Origin of the sequence: Asanoa iriomotensis (assembly GCF_016862515.1) — a bacterium.
In the GTDB taxonomy this organism is placed as follows: domain Bacteria; phylum Actinomycetota; class Actinomycetes; order Mycobacteriales; family Micromonosporaceae; genus Asanoa; species Asanoa iriomotensis.
Genome location: NZ_BONC01000025.1, coordinates 88,117 through 105,841, shown reverse-complemented (window position 1 = coordinate 105,841; position 17,725 = coordinate 88,117). Strand labels below are relative to the sequence as shown.

Genomic DNA, 17,725 nt, shown 5'->3' with positions numbered 1-17,725 from the left:
GTCGATGTCGGGGAAGTCCAGCGTCCACCGGCCGGCCGGCACGCCCTCGCCGACCATCGTCGCGGCCAGGCACCAGGCGACGTCGTAGGCGCCGACCACACCGGACCGGTCGACCACGGCATCGAACGCGCTCGCTACGGCGTCGCTGTCGCCGTCGAGGGCGAGCCGCAACACCTGCGCGGCGTCGTCGACCGCATCCGGGGGAACCTCGACCACGGGCGAACTCTACGACCCGGCGTCAAACCGGACCACACGAACGGCTCACACGGGGGACCGCAACAGGCAGGTGAGTCGCGCGGTGCACACGCGGTCGCCGGCGTCGTCGGTGATGACGATTTCGTACGTGGCCACGCTGCCGCCGCGATGGGCCGGCGTCGCGACCCCGGTGACCGTGCCTGTGCGTACCGCCTTGTGGTGTGTGGCGCTGATGTCGACGCCAAGCGCGATCGTGCGGCCGATGCTGTGCCCGTGCAGGACGGCGGCGATCGAGCCCAGCGTCTCGGCGAGCACGCAGGACGCACCGCCGTGCAGCAGGCCGTACGGCTGGGTGTTGCCGTCGACCGGCATGGTGCCGACGACGCGGTCCGGAGTCATTTCGGTGAGCTTGATGCCCATGCGGTCGGCGAGCGCGCCAGGGCCGTGGTCGAGGGGTGATGTTGACACGCCGTCACGTTACCGCTCGGTAGACCGGGTTTCGTCGGGCGCTATCCCACATATCGGTGTCGGCACGCTAATGTGCCCTGGACTTCAGGGGAGGAAGGACGGACACCCCATGCTCGTCTCCCGCGGAGCGCGTCACCTGGCGATCGCCATGTCTGCCGCGCTTGTGCTGACCATCGCTGCCTGCGGTGAGGACGCGCCGCCATCACAAGCCGACACCTCCGCCACCCCGGCCAGGTTGTACGGCACGGACGGCAACATGATCAACTCGTTCGGCGACGAGTTCAAGGACCAGGCGGGCATGCTCGCCGGGATGAAGGGGACCACTCCGCTCACCCCGCTGTCCGCGGACTTCAAGGCGCGGCTCAAGTCGGTCCGCGCCGATCTCTCCGACTACCTGTACGCCGCCGAGACCTACGACGCGATGGTGATCAGCGCGATCGCCGCCGAGCAGGCCCGCTCCGGCGAGCCCGACGCGATCGCCAAACAGATCAACTCGGTCACCACAGGCGGCGAGGAGTGCGACACCGTCGCGGCGTGCCTGACGCTCGCCCGCGCCGGCGAGGACCTGAGCTACCGCGGCGTCTCGCTGACCCGCGGCGGGTTCACGGACGCCGGCGAACCCTCGACCGCCAGCTACGGGACCCTCCACTTCGGCACGGCGGACCGGCTCGACGACAGCAAGACGGAGTACGTGGGCGCCGGCGACGAGTCGACCACCACGACGAAGAAGCCGCCGCGCGCCGGCACCGGCGGCGACAAGCCCAAGCCGCTGAAGATCGGTGGCCTGCTGCCGGAGACCGGTGACCTGGCCCTCGCGTACCCGCCGATGGAAGCCGCCGCGGCGCTCGCGCTCAAGGAGATCAACGCCGCCGGCGGCGTCTTCGAGCAGGACGTCGTCTGGCTGCCCGGCGACGACGGCACCAACCCCGACGTCGCGAAGGAGACCGTGGCCAAGCACATCGCGGCCAAGGTCAGCGTGATCATCGGCGCCGGCGCGTCGAGCATCTCCCGCGCGGTGCTGCCCGACGTGGTCAAGGCGGGCCTGGTGCTCTTCTCGCCGTGCAACACCGACGCCGGGCTGAGCACGATCGACGACAGCGGCCTCTACTTCCGCACCGCGCCCTCGGACATCCTGCAGGGGCGCGCGCTCGCGGACGTGATCCTCCGGGACGGCCCACACAAGATCGCGATCGTGGCCCGCAACGACTCGTACGGCACGGGCCTGCAGGACAACGTCAAGTCCGAGCTGGAGCGGGCCGGCTTCCCGGCCGACATGATCGAGACGCTGGTGTACGAGCCCCCGACGCCCGCCGCACCGGACATCGACTTCACGGCCGGCGCCAACCAGATCAAGGCCCATGGCCCGGACGGTGTGCTGGTCATCGGCTTCGGCGAGTCGGCGCAGGTCATCAAGGCGATGGCGAAAGCCGGCGTGCAGATCCGCCACTAGGTCCTATTCGACGGCTCAGTGCGGCCTGCGACGGGCCCAGCCGCCGCCAGCCGACGCCTGGACTCCGTCTCGGCTCGCACTGATCCGTCGAATAGGACCTGGCCACGCCTGGCACGTTTCCGGGAGCCGCGGTCGGTGCGCCACCCATAGGTTCTGGTCATGAGCGAGTGGGACTCTTCCTACCTGGCGAGTGACCAGGACGCGGTGGACGGTTTCGGCAGCAGCGACGCGGGCGTGCCGCACTCCATCGTGGAGCATGAGGTCGACGGCGGCCGCCGCTACCTGACCGACGTCGACGGCGACGGTTACGCCGACCTGGTCGCGGTCGACGGCGACCACGACGGCGTGGTCGAGACGGCCTACAGCGACACCGACGGCGACGGCCGGCTCGACACGACGATGCGCGACTACGACGAGGACGGCCTGGCCGACCAGGTGCTGCACGACGCCAACGGCGACGGCCGCACCGACGCGGTCGCGAGCGACCACAACAACGACGGCCGGGTGGACGCGCTGGCGATCGACACGGACTTCGACGGTCGCACCGACACCTGGATCCGCGACACGAACTACGACGGTCTCCCGGACCACATGCGGACAAGTCTCTACGTGGCGAACTGAGCGTCGAGTCGCGGCGGGAGCCGGGTGGCCGTAGGTTGTGCGCGAACACAACCCGCACGCGCACGCGAGGAGATCCGATGAGCGAGTCCGAAGAGGTCGTCGAGACCCGCGGCGACGAACACGTCGAGCTGATGACGGCGGACGCCAACAACGACGGCAAGACCGACGTGTGGGTGGTCGACACCGACGGCGACGGCAAGCCCGACCTGTTCCAGTTCGACACCGACGGCGACGGCAAGGTCGACGTCACGATGGTCGACCTCGACGAGGACGGCACGCCGGACGAGATCGTCGACGGCGACGGCGGCCACCCGCCGGCGGCCTGACCTGTCTTCGGGCGCCCGCCTCCGCCGAGGCGGGCGCTCTGGGTCCGCCGCAGCCCGGCCATCACATCGAGACAGACCCTAAGTCTGCTTCGCGGCGGTGCGGACCGCGGTGAGTAGGTCCTCGTCGTCGTCCGGTGTGACCGTGCGCAGGTCGAGCAGGCAGCGGCCCGCCGAGACCCGGCCGACGACCGGCGGCTCACCGTGGCGCAGCAGCGCCGCGTACGCGGTCGGCAAGCTCAGCGCCACGCTCGGCAGCACCACCCCAGGCGCACCACCGCCGCCGACCGTCGAGCCGGTGTCCACCACCTCCACGTCCACGCCGGCATCGGCCAGCGCGGCCGCCAGCCGCCGCGCCCGTTCACGCAGTGCGGTCACCGGCGTGCGCAGCGCCGCCGTGGTCGGCGGGAGCGGCCCCCGCACGGTCGCCTCCAGCGCGGCCAGCGTCAGCTTGTCGACCCGCAGCGCGCGGGCCAGTGGGTGCCGGGCCAGCCGGGTCACGAGGTCCGAGCGGCCGAACACCAACCCGGCCTGCGGGCCGCCGAGCAGCTTGTCCGCGCTCGCCGTGACCAGCGCCGCGCCGCCGGCCAGCGCCGAGGCCGCGTCCGGCTCGTCGGGCAGCAGCGGCTCGGGCGCCAACAGCCCCGAACCGATGTCGTAGACCACCGGCACCTCCAGGCTCACCAACTCGGCCAGCGTGGGCGCCGCGGTGAACCCCGTGACCCGGTAGTTCGACGGGTGCAGGCGCAGCACCAGCGCGGTCTCGGGCCCGATCGCCGCGGCGTAGTCGGCCAGCCGGGTGCGGTTGGTCGTGCCGACCTCGCGGAGCACCGCACCGGCGGCGGTGAGCAGATCCGGGATCCGGAAGCCGTCGCCGATCTCGATCAGCTCACCCCGGCTGATCACCACCTCGCGCCCGCCGGCCAGGGCGAACACGATCAGCGCGAGCGCCGCGGCGTTGTTGTTGACGACGTGCACGGCCTCCGCACCGGGCACCGCGGCCCGCAGCGCACCGAGGACCTCGGCACCGCGCCGCGCGCGTACCCCCGCTGCAAGGTCGAATTCCACGTCCGTGTAACCGGCCGCGTCGGTGACCGCGGCCACCGCGGCCGGGGAGAGAGCGGAACGGCCGAGGTTGGTGTGCACGATGACGCCGGTCGCGTTGAGCACCCGACGCAGCGTGGAGGCCGACGCCGGCAGCGCCGCGACCGCCGCCTCAGCGGCCGCCTCGGCCGGCAGCCGCCCTGAACGCACGTCGTCGAGCGCCCGGGACACGGCGGCCCGGACCAGCACCGGGCCCAGCCGCTCGGCGGCCGCGACCAGGCGCGGGTCGGCGAGGACCGCGTCGACCCGCGGCGTACTGCGGCGTGGATCGCTCATCACACACCCTCGAGCAGTGCCTGGTGGCGGAGGCGTACGGGAATCGAACCCGCCTGACCCGGATGCCGGGTCACGCCGGTTTTGAAGACCGGGAGGGCCACCAGGCGCCCACTCGCCTCCGGCGCGACTATAGGCGACGAATCGGCCCCGAGAGCCGCGAACCGGCTTGACTCGCACCCGGAGGTGCGGGTTTAGGTTCCCGGCATGAGGGCAGGGGGAGCGCGATGACAGCCATCAGCCAGGTGATCGGGCGGCAGATCCTGGACAGCCGGGGCAATCCGACCGTCGAGGTCGACGTGACGCTCGCGGACGGCTCGATCGGGCGTGCCGCAGTGCCGTCGGGCGCGTCGACCGGGGCCAACGAGGCCACGGAACTGCGCGACGGCGACCCGGCGCGCTTCCACGGCAAGGGCGTCGGCAAGGCGGTCGCGGCCGTCAACGGCGTCATCGCCGAGGCCGTGACCGGGCTCGACGCGGAGGACCAGGCGCTGGTCGACGCGACGATGATCGAGCTCGACGGCACCAAGGACAAGGGGCGACTGGGCGCGAACGCGATCCTGGCGGTCTCCCTGGCGACCGTGAAGGCCGCGGCGCTCGCGCACCGGCAGCCGCTCTACCGCTACGTCGGCGGCGTCGGTGCCCGGTTGCTGCCGGTGCCGATGATGAACATCGTCAACGGCGGCGTGCACGCCGACAACCCGCTGGACTTCCAGGAGTTCATGATCGCCCCGATCGGCGCGCTGACCTTCTTCGACGCCGTCCGGATGGGCTCCGAGGTGTTCCACACGCTGCGCGGTGCGCTGATCGCCGCCGGGCACAGCGTCAACGTGGGCGACGAGGGCGGCTTCGCACCGCACTTCGGCGACGCCGACGAGGCGCTGCGGTTCGTCGTCCGGGCCATCGAGGACAGCGGCTACCGGCCGGGCACGGACGTCGCCATCTGCCTCGACCCGGCCAGCTCCGAGTTCTTCCGCGACGGCGCCTACGACTACGCGGGCGAGGGGCGTGTCCGCACGATCGACGAGCACATCGCGTACCTGCTGGAGCTGGCCGACCGCTACCCGATCACCTCGATCGAGGACCCGATGGCCGAGACCGACTTCGCCGGCTGGAAGCGGATCACCCAACAGGCCGGCGACCGGCTCCAGCTCGTCGGCGACGACGTCTTCTGCACCGACGCCGACCGGCTGCGCGACGGCATCGCGGGCGGTTACGCCAACGCGATCCTGGTCAAGGTCAACCAGATCGGCACCCTCACCGAGACGCTGCGGACGGTGGACACCGCGCGGAACGCTGGCTACGGCGTGGTCGTCTCGCACCGCTCCGGCGAGACCGAGGACACGACGATCGCCGACCTGGCCGTCGCGCTCGGCTGCGGCCAGATCAAGACGGGTTCGCTGTCACGCTCGGACCGCACGGCGAAGTACAACCAGCTCATCCGGATCGAGGAAGAGCTCGGCACCCAGGCCGGGTACGCCGGGCGTTCGGTCACCTGATCGGGTCGCCCGGTATCAAACCCCGGGCCGGGGCCTCCGTAGGTGCGAATAGGGCAGTCAGTCGCACCGGAACACCCGAGGAGGCCCGCCGTGGTGAGCGAAGCCCAGTTCAACGCCGACGCGTTCGTCAAGCGTGAGGTCGTCACGCCGGAGCTCGACGGGCTCGGCGACGACCTGTGCCGCCTCACCGGGCGCCCGCGGGTCGCCGCGGGCACCAAGGGCGACCACAAGCACCTGAAGGGCGGGCACCGGTCCAACGAGTTCGTCCGCGAGTCGCCGCTGTGCACGAACCGGACCTACACGTTCCAGTCGGGGCTGTCCGCCGAGCAGGAGCGGCACATCGCCGCGTTCGACTTCACCCCCGGCGAGTGGGGCACGGCCGCCAACCGCGCGATCATGCGCAAGCACACCGCCCGGCTCCGCGCGGCGATGCTCGACGGCAGCCTGGCGGGCGTGCGCCAGGTGATCGGCACCCTCGACGGCGAGGAGGTGTCGGCGACCAACGCGGACGGCTCGAGCTTCGACGCCGACGACTCGCACCTGGACCACTGGCACCTGACTTTCGACCGGCGCCGTTGCCGGGACAAGACCCTGATGGAGCGCGTCATCGCGGTCGCGCTCGGAGACGAGGAGGACGACGTGACACCCCAAGACGTAGCGGCGATCAAAGCAGCGATCCTCGGCGACGGCGGCATGCAGATGCTGTTCACCCGGGTCGAGGCGCTCACGTCCGGCCGGGACCCGCACACGGGCGGGCAGCCGAACGTGCTGCACCAGCGGCTGAACACGATCGCAAGAGCGGTGAGCCAGATCGACGCGGACCTGAGCGTGGCCGAACAGGCCGAGGTGCTGCGCAAGGTGCTCGGCGACCGCGCGGCCGACGTCGGCGCCCTGCTGGCCAAGAAATAGCCAACGGCCCCGGCGTCCGCGCCGGGGCCAAGCAAAACGCCCACCGGCGTGTGGGCTGGTGAGCGCTGCTGTAGCCCGGCGAAAGGCTATGTGGCCAGGGGCGGGGTCGAACCGCCGACCTTCCGATTTTCAGTCGGACGCTCGTACCAACTGAGCTACCTGGCCGTGAACGTCTTACGCGGTCCTGACGGGACTTGAACCCGCGACCTCCGCCTTGACAGGGCGGCGAGCACTCCAACTGCTCCACAGGACCTAGCTATAGCCACCGGCCGGAGCCGGGGCGCATTTCCGTGCCCCCAACGGGATTCGAACCCGTGCTACCGCCTTGAAAGGGCGGCGTCCTGGGCCGCTAGACGATGAGGGCGGCCCCGCAATCATCGCACATGAGGATCCAGGCGCGAATCTGCGGCAGTGCTCCCATCCGGCCCCGCCGGAGGCTTCGAAAGCATACGCGATCCCCGACTCCCTCTCCAAACCGGTATCAGTAGCACCGCAAACCGGCCTAAACCCCACCGGCGTCAGCGCAGCGGGGCGATGCCGAAGCGGCCTTTCAGGTTCTTGATCACATTTGGGCAGGCGCTGAGGGTGCCCTTCCGGTCGCCGCCGCCGTCGTGCATCAGGATGATCGAGCCCGGTCGGGCGTTGCCGATCACCCGGGAGCCGATCAGCTTCGCGTCGGTGATCTCCCAGTCGCGAGGGTCGACGTCCCAGTCCAGGGGCTGCATGCGCAGCGACTGCGCGACCTTGACGGCATCGGCGGTCCATTTGCCGCCGGGGTGCCGGAAGTAGGTGATCTTGGCGTTCGGCACCGCCTTGCGGATCTCGCGGTTGGTGGCCACCAGGTTGGCCTTGATGGCGTTGGGCGGCTTCGTGCCGAGGTCCAGCTCGTGGTTCCAGGTGTGGTTGCAGAGCGTGTGGCCCTCGCGGACGATCCGCCGCACCAGCGCCGGGTATTTCTTGACCTGCGTGCCGACCACACAGAAAGTGGCCTTCACGTGTGCCGCCTTGAGCCGGTCGAGCACCTGCGGTGTCCACACCGGGTGCGGGCCGTCGTCGAAGGTCAGTGCCACCGTCTTGCGGCCGGTCAGCCGCATGCTGCCGAACGGGCCGCTGCCGGGCCGGTCGGGCTTGGGTTTCGGTGCCGCGACGTGGGTCGGTGCGGCGGTCGGCGCGGTCGAGGGTGTGGCCTCCGGCGGTGGCGGCGTGTTCGGCGTCGTGGGGCCGGCCGGCACGGTGGACCGCTGGTTGGCCAGCACCGCGGAGCGGTTGGTCACCCAGCGCGAACCCACCAACAACGTGAGGACGACCAGCGCGGCGGCGACCGCGACGCGTCTCGTCATCGTCGACTCCAGGGCGGGAGCGGGGCGTGCTCCCAAGGGGCGCCGGCCCGAGCCGGCGAGGACCGCACACACGGTAGCGGAGGACGGCGATGGATTCGACTACCCGAAGGGGACTCACGCGCCGCCGGCCTCAGTCGGTCGGTTTGGCCCACGCCTTCGTGAGTTGGAGCGCGTCGGCCAGGCTGCTGGGAGCGACCACGCCGGGCGGCAGGTCGGCGGCCGTCCAACCCGGGCCGCCGGCCAGGATCAGCACCGGGCGGTGCGGCGCCTCCAGCAGCGCGACGAGTTGCCCCACGTGCGCGGTCGTCGGCGCGTGCGACCACAACATCACGACGGTCGGCCCCGTGCGCTCGATCGCGTCGGACAGCGCCCGCGGCGGCACCCGCGCGCCGAGCAGCCGGCTGCCGACACCGTCCGCCGCGAGCGCCGCCGCCAGCGCCTCCAGCGGGAGGCTGTGCTGCTCCTCGTCGGAGCAGGCGAGCAGGACCCGCGGCGGTTCACCGCCGTGCGGGCGGGGCACGGCGGCGAACACCTCGGTCGCCGTGCGCGAGAACAGGTGCTCGACCTCGATCAGCCGCTGCGTGGCCATGTGCCGCTCGCCGATCCCAGCCAGCACCGGGCGCAGCACGTGGTCCCATGTGGACACGACGCCCTCGTCGGTGACCGCGCGCTGCATGATCTCGCGCATCCCGTCGACGTCGAGCCGGATCGCCGCGCGGGCGAGACCACGCGCGGCCGGTCCGGCGCGCCCCACCGGGATGGCGAAGCCGCCGCCGGCCCGGGCCGCGGCCGAGGTGGGCGGCTCCTCCGGCGCATAGCGGGCCCACCGGGCCGCCTCGGCCGGTGCGATGCCCTCGGCGGTGAGCCGGCGCATCACCTCGAGCCGCGAGAGGTCCTCGGTCGTGTACCGCCGGTGGTGCCCGGGCACGTGGCCGCTCGGCCCCAGCCCGTACCGCTGGTGCCAGGTGCGCAGGGTGGTGACGGCGACGCCGAGGCGGCGCGCGACGGCCCCGGCGCTCAGCCCTTCATCGGCCACCCGACCGCTCCGCCGTGTCGCCGTCGGCTTCCGCCGGGCCCGCGGCGGCGCCGACCGAACGCCCGCCCTGGGCCGTGGCGACCTGGTTGATCACCCCCGCGAGCCACGGGGAGTAGAGGGTCGGCTCCGCGCGGATCGACCGCGGCAGCTCCTGCGGGTCCACCCAGGCCAGCTCGGCGACCTCGTCAGGGTCGGGCACCAGGTCCTCGTCGCCGGTCACCTGGCCGAGCAGCACGTGGTCGTACTCCCACTCGACCCGACCGGTCGACGGGTCCTCCGCGTAGTAGACGTAGACCCCGACCTCGGAGAGTGACACCGGCGCCGCACCCAGCTCCTCCTTGAGGCGCCGGTTGGCGGAGACGGTCACCTCCTCGCCGGGTGCGGGGTGCCCGCAGCAGGTGTTGGCCCACCGCAGCGGGAAGCGGGTCTTCACCGCGGCCCGTCGTTGCAGCAGCACGCGGCCGGCCGGATCCATCAGCACCACCGAGAAGGCGCGGTGCAACTGGCCCGGGCGTTGGTGTGCCACCTCGACGGTCTCGCTGCCGATCGGCAGGCCGTCGTCGTCGACGAGCTCGACGAGGTGTCGTTCACGAGAGTCGGTCATGTCAGTCCTCCGACGATCCGGCCAGCGGCGAGCTTGCCGGAGATGAGCACCATCGGCACGCCGACGCCCGGCTGGGTGCCGGAGCCGACGAAAACCACGTTGGACAGGTGGCGGTGCAGGTTGCCGGGCCGGAACGGCCCGGTCTGGAACAGGCTGTGCGCGGCCGCGAACGGAGTGCCCGCGGCCATCCCGGCGGCCGCCCAGTCGGCGGGCGTGACCACTCGGGAGACTTCGACGCCGGCGCCGAAGCCGTGGTAGCCGCGCCGTTCCAGCGTGGCGACCAGCTCGTCGGCGTAGCGGTGGCCGAGCGGCCCGCGCCAGTCGAGCGGTGCCCGGTCGAGGTTGGGCACCGGCGCGAGCACGTAGTAGCTGTGCCGGCCGGCGGGCGCGACCGTCGGCTCGGTGCGGCTCGGGTTGGTGACCAGCAGCGACGGGTCGGACATCAGCTCGCCCCGGTCGATGATCTCGGCGAACGTGCGCCGCCAGGCCCGGCCGAAGTGGATGTTGTGGTGCGCGATCCGCTCGTACCCCTGGCTCGATCCGATGTGCAGGACCACCGCGGAGGGTGAGTAGCGCAGGGCGCGGCGCGGCTCGCCGAGCAGCGTGCTGGCGGCGACCGGCAGGTCCGGGTTGAGCACCACGACATCGGCCGGGATCCGCTCGCCCGTGGCCGTGTGCACCGCGACCGCCCGGTCACCGGCGGTCTCCACCCGGGTCACCGCGCAGTCGTAGCGGATCTTCACGCCGTGCTTCTCGGCCGCGCCGGCCAGGGCGCGCGGCACGGCGTGGATGCCACCGCGTGGGTAGAACACCCCGGCCACCGAGTCGAGGTACGCGATGACGGCGTAGATGGCCAGCGCGTCGTGCGGCGCGAGGCCGGCGTACATCGCCTGGAAGGAGAAGATCCGGCGGGTACGCGGGTCGCGGAAGAACTGGTTGACCTTGGTCTGCAGGCGGCGGAAGGCGCCGGTGGCGAACAGCCGCAGCAGGTTGCCGGTGAGCAGGTCGGTCGGCGCGTCGAAGTTCCGTGCGATGAAGTCGGTGCGCTCGAGCCGCCACAGCCGCGCGGCGAAGTCGACGAAGCGCAGGTAGCCGTCGGCCTCCCGCGGCCCGCAGACGCGGGAGATCTCGGTGGCCATCCGGGCGGTGTCGGTGATGACGTCGAGCGTCGAACCGTCGGGATAGTGCGCCCGGTAGGCGGGGTCGAGGGGTAGCAGCTCGAGCCAGTCGCCGAGCTCCTCGCCGACCGCCGCCAGCGCCTCGGCGATCAGGTCGGGCATGGTGAGCACGGTGGGGCCGGTGTCGAACTCGTAGCCGTCGAGGCTGAGCCGGCCGGCCCGGCCACCCGGGACGGCCTCCCGCTCGACGACGGTCACCTGGCGGCCCGCGCCGGCCAGGTGCAGCGCGGCGGCGAGCCCGCCCAGGCCCGCGCCGACCACGACCACCCGGTCGGTGGGTCCGGTCACGGTTCGCACGCGCATCTCCTGAAGGTAGCCGTCACGATCGCCGTTTCGTCGCCGTCACCGCGAGAGCACGCAGCGCGGCGTGGGTGGTGGGATCGAGTGGTGCCTGGTCGAGCGCGGCGAGCGCCAGCTCGATCCGATTCTCGATCATGGCTTCGACGACCGCCACCGCGCCAGTATCGGCGACGATCTCGGCGAGGCCGGTGAGGTCGGCCGCGACCGGCTGGGCCAACTGCGCCGCCTGTGCCGGGGTGGCCAGCTGCCGGGCCAGCAGCAGCAGCGCCGTGGGCTTGCCGGCGCGCAGGTCGTCGCCGGCCGGCTTGCCGGTCTCGGCCGGGTCGCCGACCACGCCGAGCAGGTCGTCGCGGAGCTGGAAAGCCTCACCGACCGCGGCGCCGTAGCGCAGGTAGGCGCCGGTGAGCGGGGCACCCTGGCCGGACAGCGCCGCCCCGAACAGCAGCGGTCGGGTGACCGTGTAGCCGGCGGTCTTGAGCCGGGCAACGCGCAACGCGCGGTCGACCGTCCAGCGGTCGGGCTCGGTGTCGCCGAGCACGTCGAGGAACTGGCCGGCGATCGCCTCGACGCGCATCTCGTCGTAGCAGTGCCGGGCGGCCAACAGCGCCGTCGCTGGAACGCCGGTCTGTGACAGCAGCCGGTCGGCCCAGACCAGGCAGAGGTCGCCGACCAGCACAGCGCCGGCGGCGCCGAAGCGGTCGGCCGCGCCGACGCGCCCCGCCCGCACGTGTTGGGCGGCGAGCACCTCGTGTGCCGTGGGCCGGCCGCGCCGGGTGGCTGACCCGTCCATCACGTCGTCGTGGATCAGCGCGAACGCGTGCAGCAACTCGAGCGCGGCGAACGCGGGCAGCACCGGCTCGACCGCCGGGGCCGGACCGGCGGCGCCTCGCCAACCCCAGTGTGCGAACGTCGGCCGCAGTCGTTTGCCGCCGGCCAGCACGCTGTCGCGGGCGAGCGCGGCGAACGGGCGGAGGGCGGTGTCGGTGGACTCGAGGGTGGTGGATTCGTGCCGGAGGAACTCGGTGAGGGTGGTGTCGATCGCCGCCCGCAGCCATCCGTCGGCGGGGGGCGCGGAGCGCTGCGGCGGTGGGCGGAGGTCGGTGTCGCCCGCGAGCGTGTCGTTGGCCACGCGGTCGAGCGTACCCTAGAATTGCGAGTTGCGTCGATTGCTGAGTCGATTCATCGGCGGGAGGGTTGATGGACGAATCCTTGGCCGCGTCCTACGAACGCTGCCGTGAGCTGCACAGACACCACGGTCGCACGTACTATCTCGCGACCCGGTTGCTGCCCGCGTGGAAACGACGCCATGTTCACGCGTTGTACGGATTCACCCGGTACGCCGACGAGATCGTCGACCGCACCGACGACCTGCCGGCCGCCGACCGGGCCACCGCGCTCGCCGGCTGGTCGGAGCGCTTCGTCGCGGGCCTGCACGGTGCGCCGGTCGACGACCCGCTGCTGCCCGCCGTGCTGCACACGATCGCGGTCTTCGACCTTGACCGCGCCGACTTCACCAGCTTCCTGCGCAGCATGGCGATGGACCTCACGGTCACCAGCTATCCCCGCTACGCCGACCTGCTCGACTACATGGAGGGCTCGGCGGCGGTGATCGGCACGATGATGCTGCCGATCCTGGGCAGTGCCGACCCCGCTGCCGCCCGCGAACCCGCCCGCCAGCTCGGGCTCGCGTTCCAGCTCACGAACTTCATCCGGGACGTCGGCGAGGACCTCTACCGCGGGCGCACCTACCTGCCCGACGAGGACCTCGACCGGTTCGGCGTCACCCGGGCCGACCTCGCCGGCGCGGTCACCCGCCGCGCGGCGACACCGAAGATCAGGAGCCTCATCGCGTACGAGGTGGAGCGCGCACACCTGCACTACGCCGCTGCCGCGCCCGGCGTCGCGATGCTCGCTCCCGGGTCGCGGTCGTGCATCCGGGCCGCCTACACGCTCTACGGCGGCATCCTGGACGAGGTGGTCGCGGCGGACTACGACGTGTTCGTCCGGCGGGCCACGGTGCCCAACCATCGCCGGGCGGCCGTCGCCGCTCGCGCGCTGCTGGCGGGCCCGCACGCGCCGCTGGTCGTGCCGCCGGCCAACCTGCGCACGGTGTCCCGGGAAGCGGCCGGGGCGGCCTGATGCGCACGGCGATCGTGCTCTTCACCCGGGACCTGCGGCTGCACGACAACCCGGCGCTTTCCGCCGCGTGCGGCGCGGCCGAGCGGGTGGTGCCGCTGTTCGTGTTCGACCCGGCGTTGGCCGGGCGGTCGTCCAACCGTGACCGGTTCCTCCACCAGAGCGTGGCCGACCTGCGCGGGCTGCTGCGTGCGCGGGACAGCGACCTGGTCGTGCGCACGGGTGACCCGGTGGCTTCGACGGTCGAGTTGGCCCGCGAGGTCGGCGCCGAGGGCGTGGCCGTGGCGGCGGACGTCTCGCATTACGCGCGGCGGCGGGAGCGTCGGCTCGGCGCGTCGGGACTGGACGTGCGGCTGTTTCCTGGATTGACCATTGTGGAGCCCGGTGCGCTGCGCCCCGGTGGTGGCGACCACTACCGGGTGTTTTCGCCCTATCACCGTTCCTGGATCGCGGCGAAGTGGCGTGATCCTGTGGGTTTGCCGAAGAAGGTGCCGTTGCCGTCCGGTGTGCAGGTCGGGCGGCTGCCGGCCCAACCCGACGGTGAGTCGCCGGACACGGTGCCCGGCGGGGAGAGCGCGGCTCGCGAGCGGTTGCGCGGGTGGCTCGGCAACGTCGAGACCTACGAGGACGGGCACAACGACCTGGCCGGTGACCGGACGTCGCGGCTGAGCCCCTATCTGCGGTTCGGTTGCCTGTCACCGCTGGAGGTGGCGCACGCGGCGCTCGGGCGGCCGGCGGCGGACCCGTTCGTCCGACAGCTCTGCTGGCGGGACTTCTACTACCAGGTGGCGTACGCGTTTCCGCAGATCTCCTCGCGGGCTTACCGGCGGGGTGCGACCGAGAGCTGGACGGACGATCCCGCCGCGTTCGAGCGCTGGACGTCGGGCTCGACCGGCGTGCCCATTGTGGACGCCGGCATGCACCAGCTCCGCCGGGAAGGCTGGATGCACAACCGGGCCCGGCTGGTCACCGCGTCCTACCTGACCAAGGACCTCGGCGTCGACTGGCGGCGCGGGCTCGCCTGGTTCTACCGCTGGCTGCTCGACGGCGACGTGCCCAACAACTCGGGCAACTGGCAGTGGGTGGCCGGCACGGGCAACGACACCCGGCCCTATCGGCGGTTCAACCCGGAACGGCAGCGGGAGCGCTACGACCCGGACAGCTCCTATGTGGAGCGCTACGCCTGAACCACGCCCATGACCGCCGCGTCGAGCTCGTCGAGGCGGTCGAAGTCGGCCAGGCGCCGCGTGACGAAGCCGACCGCCAGGCCGGCGCTGGGCAGCGCGTAGCCGCAGCTCCCGCCGATGCCGCCGTGGCCGAAGCTGCCGTCGTCGTCGATCTGGAAACCCAGCGCCCATTTCACCGGTCGGTCGAGCAACTGGTCGGTGCCGTCGTGCTGGACCCTCGTCATCTCGGCGGCCGTTTCCGCGCTGAGCATCTGGTGGCCGTCGAGCACGCCGCCGGCCAGCATGCCCGCGTAGAACCGGGCGACCGCGGAGGCGGTGGTATGCATGTTGACCGCCGGCACGTCGTTGTCACGCCATAGTGGACCGTTGAGCACCGCGAGGTCGCGGCAGCCGTCCGGGTTGGCCAGGGCGCGGTGGCGCAGGCTGCCCGGCTCGCCGACCGAGGTCGTCGGCCACTCGGGGTCACCGAACACGAGGTCGGCGACGTCCTGCCGGCCACCGGAGCCGAACGCCAGGTCGAGCCGCCACGGCCCGGCGACCTCCTCGGCGAGGAACCGGCCGATCGGCCGTCCGTCGACGCGCCGCACCAACTCGCCGATCAGGTGGCCGTAGGTCAGCGCGTGCTCGGCCGCGGTGGTGCCGGGCGTCCACATCGGAGTCGCGCCCGCCAGGTCGGCGACGAGGGTCGGCCAGTCGGCCCAGGCGGCGGAGGGGCGCGGTGTCGGAAAGGCCGGGCGGCCGGCGGTGTGCGCCAGCACGTGGCGGACCGTGGTGCCGTCGTCGGCGAACTCCGGCCAGTGCCGGTGCACCGGGTCGTCGAGCCCGACCAGGCCGCGGTCGACGAGGATCATCAGGCAGGCGGCGGCGAACGGCTTGCCCGTGGAGTAGACCGCGACCACCGTCCGCGGGGTCCAGGGCTGCCCGTCGGCCCGCGAGCCGCCGACCAGATCGACCACGAGCCGGCCCTGGTGCACGACGGCAATCCCCGCGCCCGTCTCGCGGCCGTCGGCGAAGAGACGCTCGAAGACCTCGCGGACGGATGTGAAATCCGCGTCGGCGTGGCCGGTCACCTGCGACATGGCCGCCACTCTAGAGCTTTAATGGGCTACGTGGCTGAGCGCGTGGACGTCGTCGTGGTGGGGTTGGGCGTCGGTGGCGAGGAGGTCGCCGGCAAGCTCGCGGAGGCCGGGCTCGCGGTCGTCGGCATCGAGAGCAACCTGGTCGGCGGCGAGTGCCCCTACTGGGGGTGCGTGCCGAGCAAGATGATGATCCGGGCGGCCAACGCGCTGGCCGAGACGCGGCGGGTGGCCAAGCTGGCCGGCTCGGCGACGGCGCATCCCGACTGGTCGCCGGTCGCCAAGCGGATCCGCGAGGAGGCCACCGACGACTGGGACGACACGGTCGCTGTCGACCGTTTCGTCGGCAAGGGCGGCCGGTTCGTCCGGGGCTATGGCACGTTGACCGGGCCACGCACGGTGACGGTCGGCGACCAGGAGTTCGAGGCGACCCGCGGGATCGTGATCGCCACGGGCGCGGCCCCGGTGGCGCCGCCGATCGAGGGCCTGGCGGGCACGCCGTACTGGACCAACCGCGAGGCCATCGAGGTCGAGCACCTGCCGACGTCGCTGGTCGTGCTCGGCGGTGGCGCGATCGGGGTGGAGTTGGCGCAGGTCTTCGCCCGCTTCGGCGTGCGGGTGACGGTGGTCGAGGCCGCGGACCGGCTGCTGCCGTTCGACGAGCCGGAGGCGGCGGACCTGGTGCGCACCGCCCTCGAAGCCGACGGTGTAGTCGTGCGGACCGGCATGCACGCGACCCGGGTGCTCTACAGCGAGCCGGACGGCTTCGCGGTCGAGGTCGGCAGCGAGAGCGTGACCGGCGACCGGCTGCTGGTGGCCACAGGCCGCCGCGGCCGGGTGGCCGACCTCGGCCTGGAAACGGTGGGCCTCGACCCGTCGGCCCGCGCGATCGAGACCGACGACCGGATGCGGGCGGCGGACGGCATCTGGGCGGTCGGCGACGTGACGGGTCACGGTGCCTTCACCCACATGTCGATGTACGAGGCCGGCATCGCGATCCGCGACATCCTCGGCCAGGAAGGCCCGCCCGCGGACTACCGCGCGGTCCCGCGCGTGACCTTCACGGACCCGGAGGTAGGCACGGTCGGCCTGACCGAAGCGGAGGCCCGGGATCGCGGCTTGAACGTCCGAGTAGGACTGACGGACCTGACAACCTCTTCGCGCGGCTGGATCCACAAGGAGGGCAACGCGGGTCTGATCAAACTGATCGCCGACGGCGACGTCCTGATCGGCGCGACCTCGGCAGGCCCGATGGGCGGCGAGGTCCTCAGCATGCTCACCCTCGCGGTCCACGCCCGCGTCCCACTGCCTCAACTACGCAGCATGATCTACGCCTACCCCACCTTCCACCGCGCCATCGAAGACGCCCTCCGCAACCTCGCCTAGAAGATCTCTGCCGGGTCGACGCTTAGCGGGAACGGCCACGCCCCCGACCAGACGTGACCTGGCCGGCAGGCCGCGACCTCTTGGTAGGCGCCATTTCCGAGCCGCAATACGGTCAACACCGGTTGGCGGCCGTCGGCGATCCAGTACTCAGGGATACCGAGCTCGGCGTAGACGATGCGCTTGAGCAAGAGGTCATTGCCGGGATTGGACGGCGATACGACTTCAACTGCGAGCAACACATCTTTCGGGCTGATGCCGTTGTCGCCACCGCCAAGCATTGACGCGTCGGCTACCAGCAGGTCCGGCACGTAGTAGTTGCGCTCGTTGGCATAGACGCCCCATCCTTCCGTCACCACGGCAAACGGTGCAGGCGCCTGACGATCGAGCAGACGTCGTAACTGGTAGACCGTGTTGACGTGTGGGGTGGCGGGGGCGGGCGTCACCAGGAGGCTCCCATCGAAGATCTCGTAGCGCGAGGCCTCGGGCAGCCCGGGAAGGTCGTCTACCGTCCACGGGCCATTGTCATCGGCACGCATCTGCTGCGGATTGGTCATGGTTGTCACGCCCCTTGTCTACCGAATCAGCGTTGCATCTGCGTTTGATCCATTACAACCTGTGGATAACCGGGTGTTGTCGGGGT

The 17,725-nt window shown here is 71.9% G+C and carries 17 protein-coding genes, 4 tRNA genes and 1 pseudogene; 8 read left to right on the top strand and 14 right to left on the bottom strand.

The window, feature by feature from the left end:
- Both Air01nite_RS19140 and Air01nite_RS19135 read right to left on the bottom strand, forming a co-directional pair.
- Window positions 1–216 (bottom strand): annotated as a pseudogene (locus Air01nite_RS19140) (hypothetical protein); the annotation flags it as partial.
- Between the two features lie 45 nt (window positions 217–261).
- Window positions 262–615, bottom strand: coding sequence for a PaaI family thioesterase (locus tag Air01nite_RS19135; RefSeq protein ID WP_203704015.1), 354 nt, complete (start codon window positions 613–615; stop codon window positions 262–264).
- Window positions 616–772: 157 nt separating this feature from the next.
- Here Air01nite_RS19135 and Air01nite_RS19130 point away from each other — a divergent pair, with 157 nt between their 5' ends.
- The 3 genes from Air01nite_RS19130 (at window position 773) to Air01nite_RS19120 (ending at window position 3,060) form a co-directional block, all read left to right on the top strand.
- Window positions 773–2,113, top strand: coding sequence for an ABC transporter substrate-binding protein (locus Air01nite_RS19130; protein ID WP_203703998.1), 1,341 nt, complete (start codon window positions 773–775; stop codon window positions 2,111–2,113).
- Between the two features lie 159 nt (window positions 2,114–2,272).
- On the top strand, window positions 2,273–2,734 hold the full coding sequence (locus Air01nite_RS19125; protein WP_203703996.1) for a hypothetical protein: 462 nt from the start codon (window positions 2,273–2,275) through the stop codon (window positions 2,732–2,734).
- 77 nt (window positions 2,735–2,811) lie between these two features.
- Entirely contained in the window at window positions 2,812–3,060 is a 249-nt protein-coding gene (locus Air01nite_RS19120; RefSeq protein WP_203703995.1) for a hypothetical protein, read from the top strand.
- A gap of 78 nt (window positions 3,061–3,138) precedes the next feature.
- On the opposite strand, the gene selA is transcribed toward Air01nite_RS19120, so the two are convergent.
- Together selA and Air01nite_RS19110 are read right to left on the bottom strand one after the other, a co-directional pair.
- The gene (selA, locus tag Air01nite_RS19115) at window positions 3,139–4,437 is read right to left on the bottom strand and encodes an L-seryl-tRNA(Sec) selenium transferase (protein WP_203703994.1); all 1,299 of its coding nucleotides are present in this window, start codon (window positions 4,435–4,437) and stop codon (window positions 3,139–3,141) included.
- 24 nt (window positions 4,438–4,461) lie between these two features.
- A tRNA-Sec gene (locus Air01nite_RS19110) sits at window positions 4,462–4,557 on the bottom strand.
- Window positions 4,558–4,661: 104 nt separating this feature from the next.
- Between Air01nite_RS19110 and eno the strand changes: the two genes are divergently transcribed.
- Window positions 4,662–5,933: a phosphopyruvate hydratase gene (gene eno / locus Air01nite_RS19105; RefSeq protein ID WP_203703993.1), complete on the top strand. Its 1,272-nt coding sequence runs from the start codon at window positions 4,662–4,664 to the stop codon at window positions 5,931–5,933.
- 90 nt (window positions 5,934–6,023) lie between these two features.
- Entirely contained in the window at window positions 6,024–6,842 is an 819-nt protein-coding gene (locus Air01nite_RS19100; protein ID WP_203703992.1) for a hypothetical protein, read from the top strand.
- Between the two features lie 91 nt (window positions 6,843–6,933).
- Here the strand turns inward: Air01nite_RS19100 and Air01nite_RS19095 are convergent.
- The 8 genes from Air01nite_RS19095 to Air01nite_RS19060 form a co-directional block, all read right to left on the bottom strand.
- Window positions 6,934–7,007: transfer RNA gene (locus Air01nite_RS19095), tRNA-Phe, on the bottom strand.
- A gap of 14 nt (window positions 7,008–7,021) precedes the next feature.
- Window positions 7,022–7,095: transfer RNA gene (locus Air01nite_RS19090), tRNA-Asp, on the bottom strand.
- A gap of 38 nt (window positions 7,096–7,133) precedes the next feature.
- Window positions 7,134–7,206, bottom strand: a tRNA-Glu gene (locus Air01nite_RS19085).
- A 154-nt stretch (window positions 7,207–7,360) separates the two neighbouring features.
- On the bottom strand, window positions 7,361–8,182 hold the full coding sequence (locus tag Air01nite_RS19080) for a polysaccharide deacetylase family protein (RefSeq protein WP_203703991.1): 822 nt from the start codon (window positions 8,180–8,182) through the stop codon (window positions 7,361–7,363).
- A gap of 130 nt (window positions 8,183–8,312) precedes the next feature.
- Entirely contained in the window at window positions 8,313–9,218 is a 906-nt protein-coding gene (locus Air01nite_RS19075) for a MerR family transcriptional regulator (protein WP_203703990.1), read from the bottom strand.
- On the bottom strand, window positions 9,208–9,822 hold the full coding sequence (idi, locus tag Air01nite_RS19070; RefSeq protein ID WP_203703989.1) for an isopentenyl-diphosphate Delta-isomerase: 615 nt from the start codon (window positions 9,820–9,822) through the stop codon (window positions 9,208–9,210). Before idi ends, Air01nite_RS19075 begins: the two co-directional genes overlap by 11 nt.
- The gene (crtI, locus tag Air01nite_RS19065; protein ID WP_203704014.1) at window positions 9,819–11,297 is read right to left on the bottom strand and encodes a phytoene desaturase family protein; all 1,479 of its coding nucleotides are present in this window, start codon (window positions 11,295–11,297) and stop codon (window positions 9,819–9,821) included. Before crtI ends, idi begins: the two co-directional genes overlap by 4 nt.
- A gap of 22 nt (window positions 11,298–11,319) precedes the next feature.
- Window positions 11,320–12,429 carry a polyprenyl synthetase family protein gene (locus Air01nite_RS19060; protein WP_203703988.1) on the bottom strand — a complete coding sequence of 370 codons (1,110 nt, stop codon included), beginning with the start codon at window positions 12,427–12,429 and terminating at the stop codon, window positions 11,320–11,322.
- A 68-nt stretch (window positions 12,430–12,497) separates the two neighbouring features.
- Between Air01nite_RS19060 and Air01nite_RS19055 the strand changes: the two genes are divergently transcribed.
- The gene (locus tag Air01nite_RS19055; protein WP_203703987.1) at window positions 12,498–13,439 is read left to right on the top strand and encodes a phytoene/squalene synthase family protein; all 942 of its coding nucleotides are present in this window, start codon (window positions 12,498–12,500) and stop codon (window positions 13,437–13,439) included.
- Complete coding sequence (locus Air01nite_RS19050; protein WP_203703985.1) at window positions 13,439–14,623, top strand: cryptochrome/photolyase family protein; 1,185 nt, start codon at window positions 13,439–13,441, stop codon at window positions 14,621–14,623. The genes Air01nite_RS19055 and Air01nite_RS19050 overlap by 1 nt, the downstream gene beginning before the upstream one ends.
- Here Air01nite_RS19050 and Air01nite_RS19045 read toward each other — a convergent pair.
- Entirely contained in the window at window positions 14,614–15,702 is a 1,089-nt protein-coding gene (locus tag Air01nite_RS19045) for a serine hydrolase domain-containing protein (protein WP_203703984.1), read from the bottom strand. The genes Air01nite_RS19050 and Air01nite_RS19045 overlap by 10 nt on opposite strands.
- Window positions 15,703–15,723: 21 nt before the next feature.
- On the opposite strand from Air01nite_RS19045, the gene Air01nite_RS19040 reads away from it, so the two are divergent.
- A complete protein-coding gene (locus Air01nite_RS19040) occupies window positions 15,724–17,085 on the top strand; it encodes a dihydrolipoyl dehydrogenase family protein (RefSeq protein ID WP_203703983.1) in 1,362 nt (453 codons plus the stop codon).
- On the opposite strand, the gene Air01nite_RS19035 is transcribed toward Air01nite_RS19040, so the two are convergent.
- Complete coding sequence (locus Air01nite_RS19035; protein ID WP_239090809.1) at window positions 17,082–17,639, bottom strand: Uma2 family endonuclease; 558 nt, start codon at window positions 17,637–17,639, stop codon at window positions 17,082–17,084. The genes Air01nite_RS19040 and Air01nite_RS19035 overlap by 4 nt on opposite strands.
- Between the last annotated feature and the right edge of the window lie 86 nt (window positions 17,640–17,725).

What these genes read in the sequence shown, in the direction of transcription:
- Air01nite_RS19135 (WP_203704015.1), bottom strand. Translation starts at nt 615, where the DNA reads ATGGGCATCAAGCTCACCGAAATGACTCCGGACCGCGTCGTCGGCACC.
- Air01nite_RS19130 (WP_203703998.1), top strand. Translation starts at nt 773, where the DNA reads ATGCTCGTCTCCCGCGGAGCGCGTCACCTGGCGATCGCCATGTCTGCC.
- Air01nite_RS19125 (WP_203703996.1), top strand. Translation starts at nt 2,273, where the DNA reads ATGAGCGAGTGGGACTCTTCCTACCTGGCGAGTGACCAGGACGCGGTG.
- Air01nite_RS19120 (WP_203703995.1), top strand. Translation starts at nt 2,812, where the DNA reads ATGAGCGAGTCCGAAGAGGTCGTCGAGACCCGCGGCGACGAACACGTC.
- selA (WP_203703994.1), bottom strand. Translation starts at nt 4,437, where the DNA reads ATGAGCGATCCACGCCGCAGTACGCCGCGGGTCGACGCGGTCCTCGCC.
- eno (WP_203703993.1), top strand. Translation starts at nt 4,662, where the DNA reads ATGACAGCCATCAGCCAGGTGATCGGGCGGCAGATCCTGGACAGCCGG.
- Air01nite_RS19080 (WP_203703991.1), bottom strand. Translation starts at nt 8,182, where the DNA reads ATGACGAGACGCGTCGCGGTCGCCGCCGCGCTGGTCGTCCTCACGTTG.
- idi (WP_203703989.1), bottom strand. Translation starts at nt 9,822, where the DNA reads ATGACCGACTCTCGTGAACGACACCTCGTCGAGCTCGTCGACGACGAC.
- Air01nite_RS19055 (WP_203703987.1), top strand. Translation starts at nt 12,498, where the DNA reads ATGGACGAATCCTTGGCCGCGTCCTACGAACGCTGCCGTGAGCTGCAC.
- Air01nite_RS19050 (WP_203703985.1), top strand. Translation starts at nt 13,439, where the DNA reads ATGCGCACGGCGATCGTGCTCTTCACCCGGGACCTGCGGCTGCACGAC.
- Air01nite_RS19045 (WP_203703984.1), bottom strand. Translation starts at nt 15,702, where the DNA reads ATGTCGCAGGTGACCGGCCACGCCGACGCGGATTTCACATCCGTCCGC.
- Air01nite_RS19040 (WP_203703983.1), top strand. Translation starts at nt 15,724, where the DNA reads ATGGGCTACGTGGCTGAGCGCGTGGACGTCGTCGTGGTGGGGTTGGGC.
- Air01nite_RS19035 (WP_239090809.1), bottom strand. Translation starts at nt 17,639, where the DNA reads ATGACCAATCCGCAGCAGATGCGTGCCGATGACAATGGCCCGTGGACG.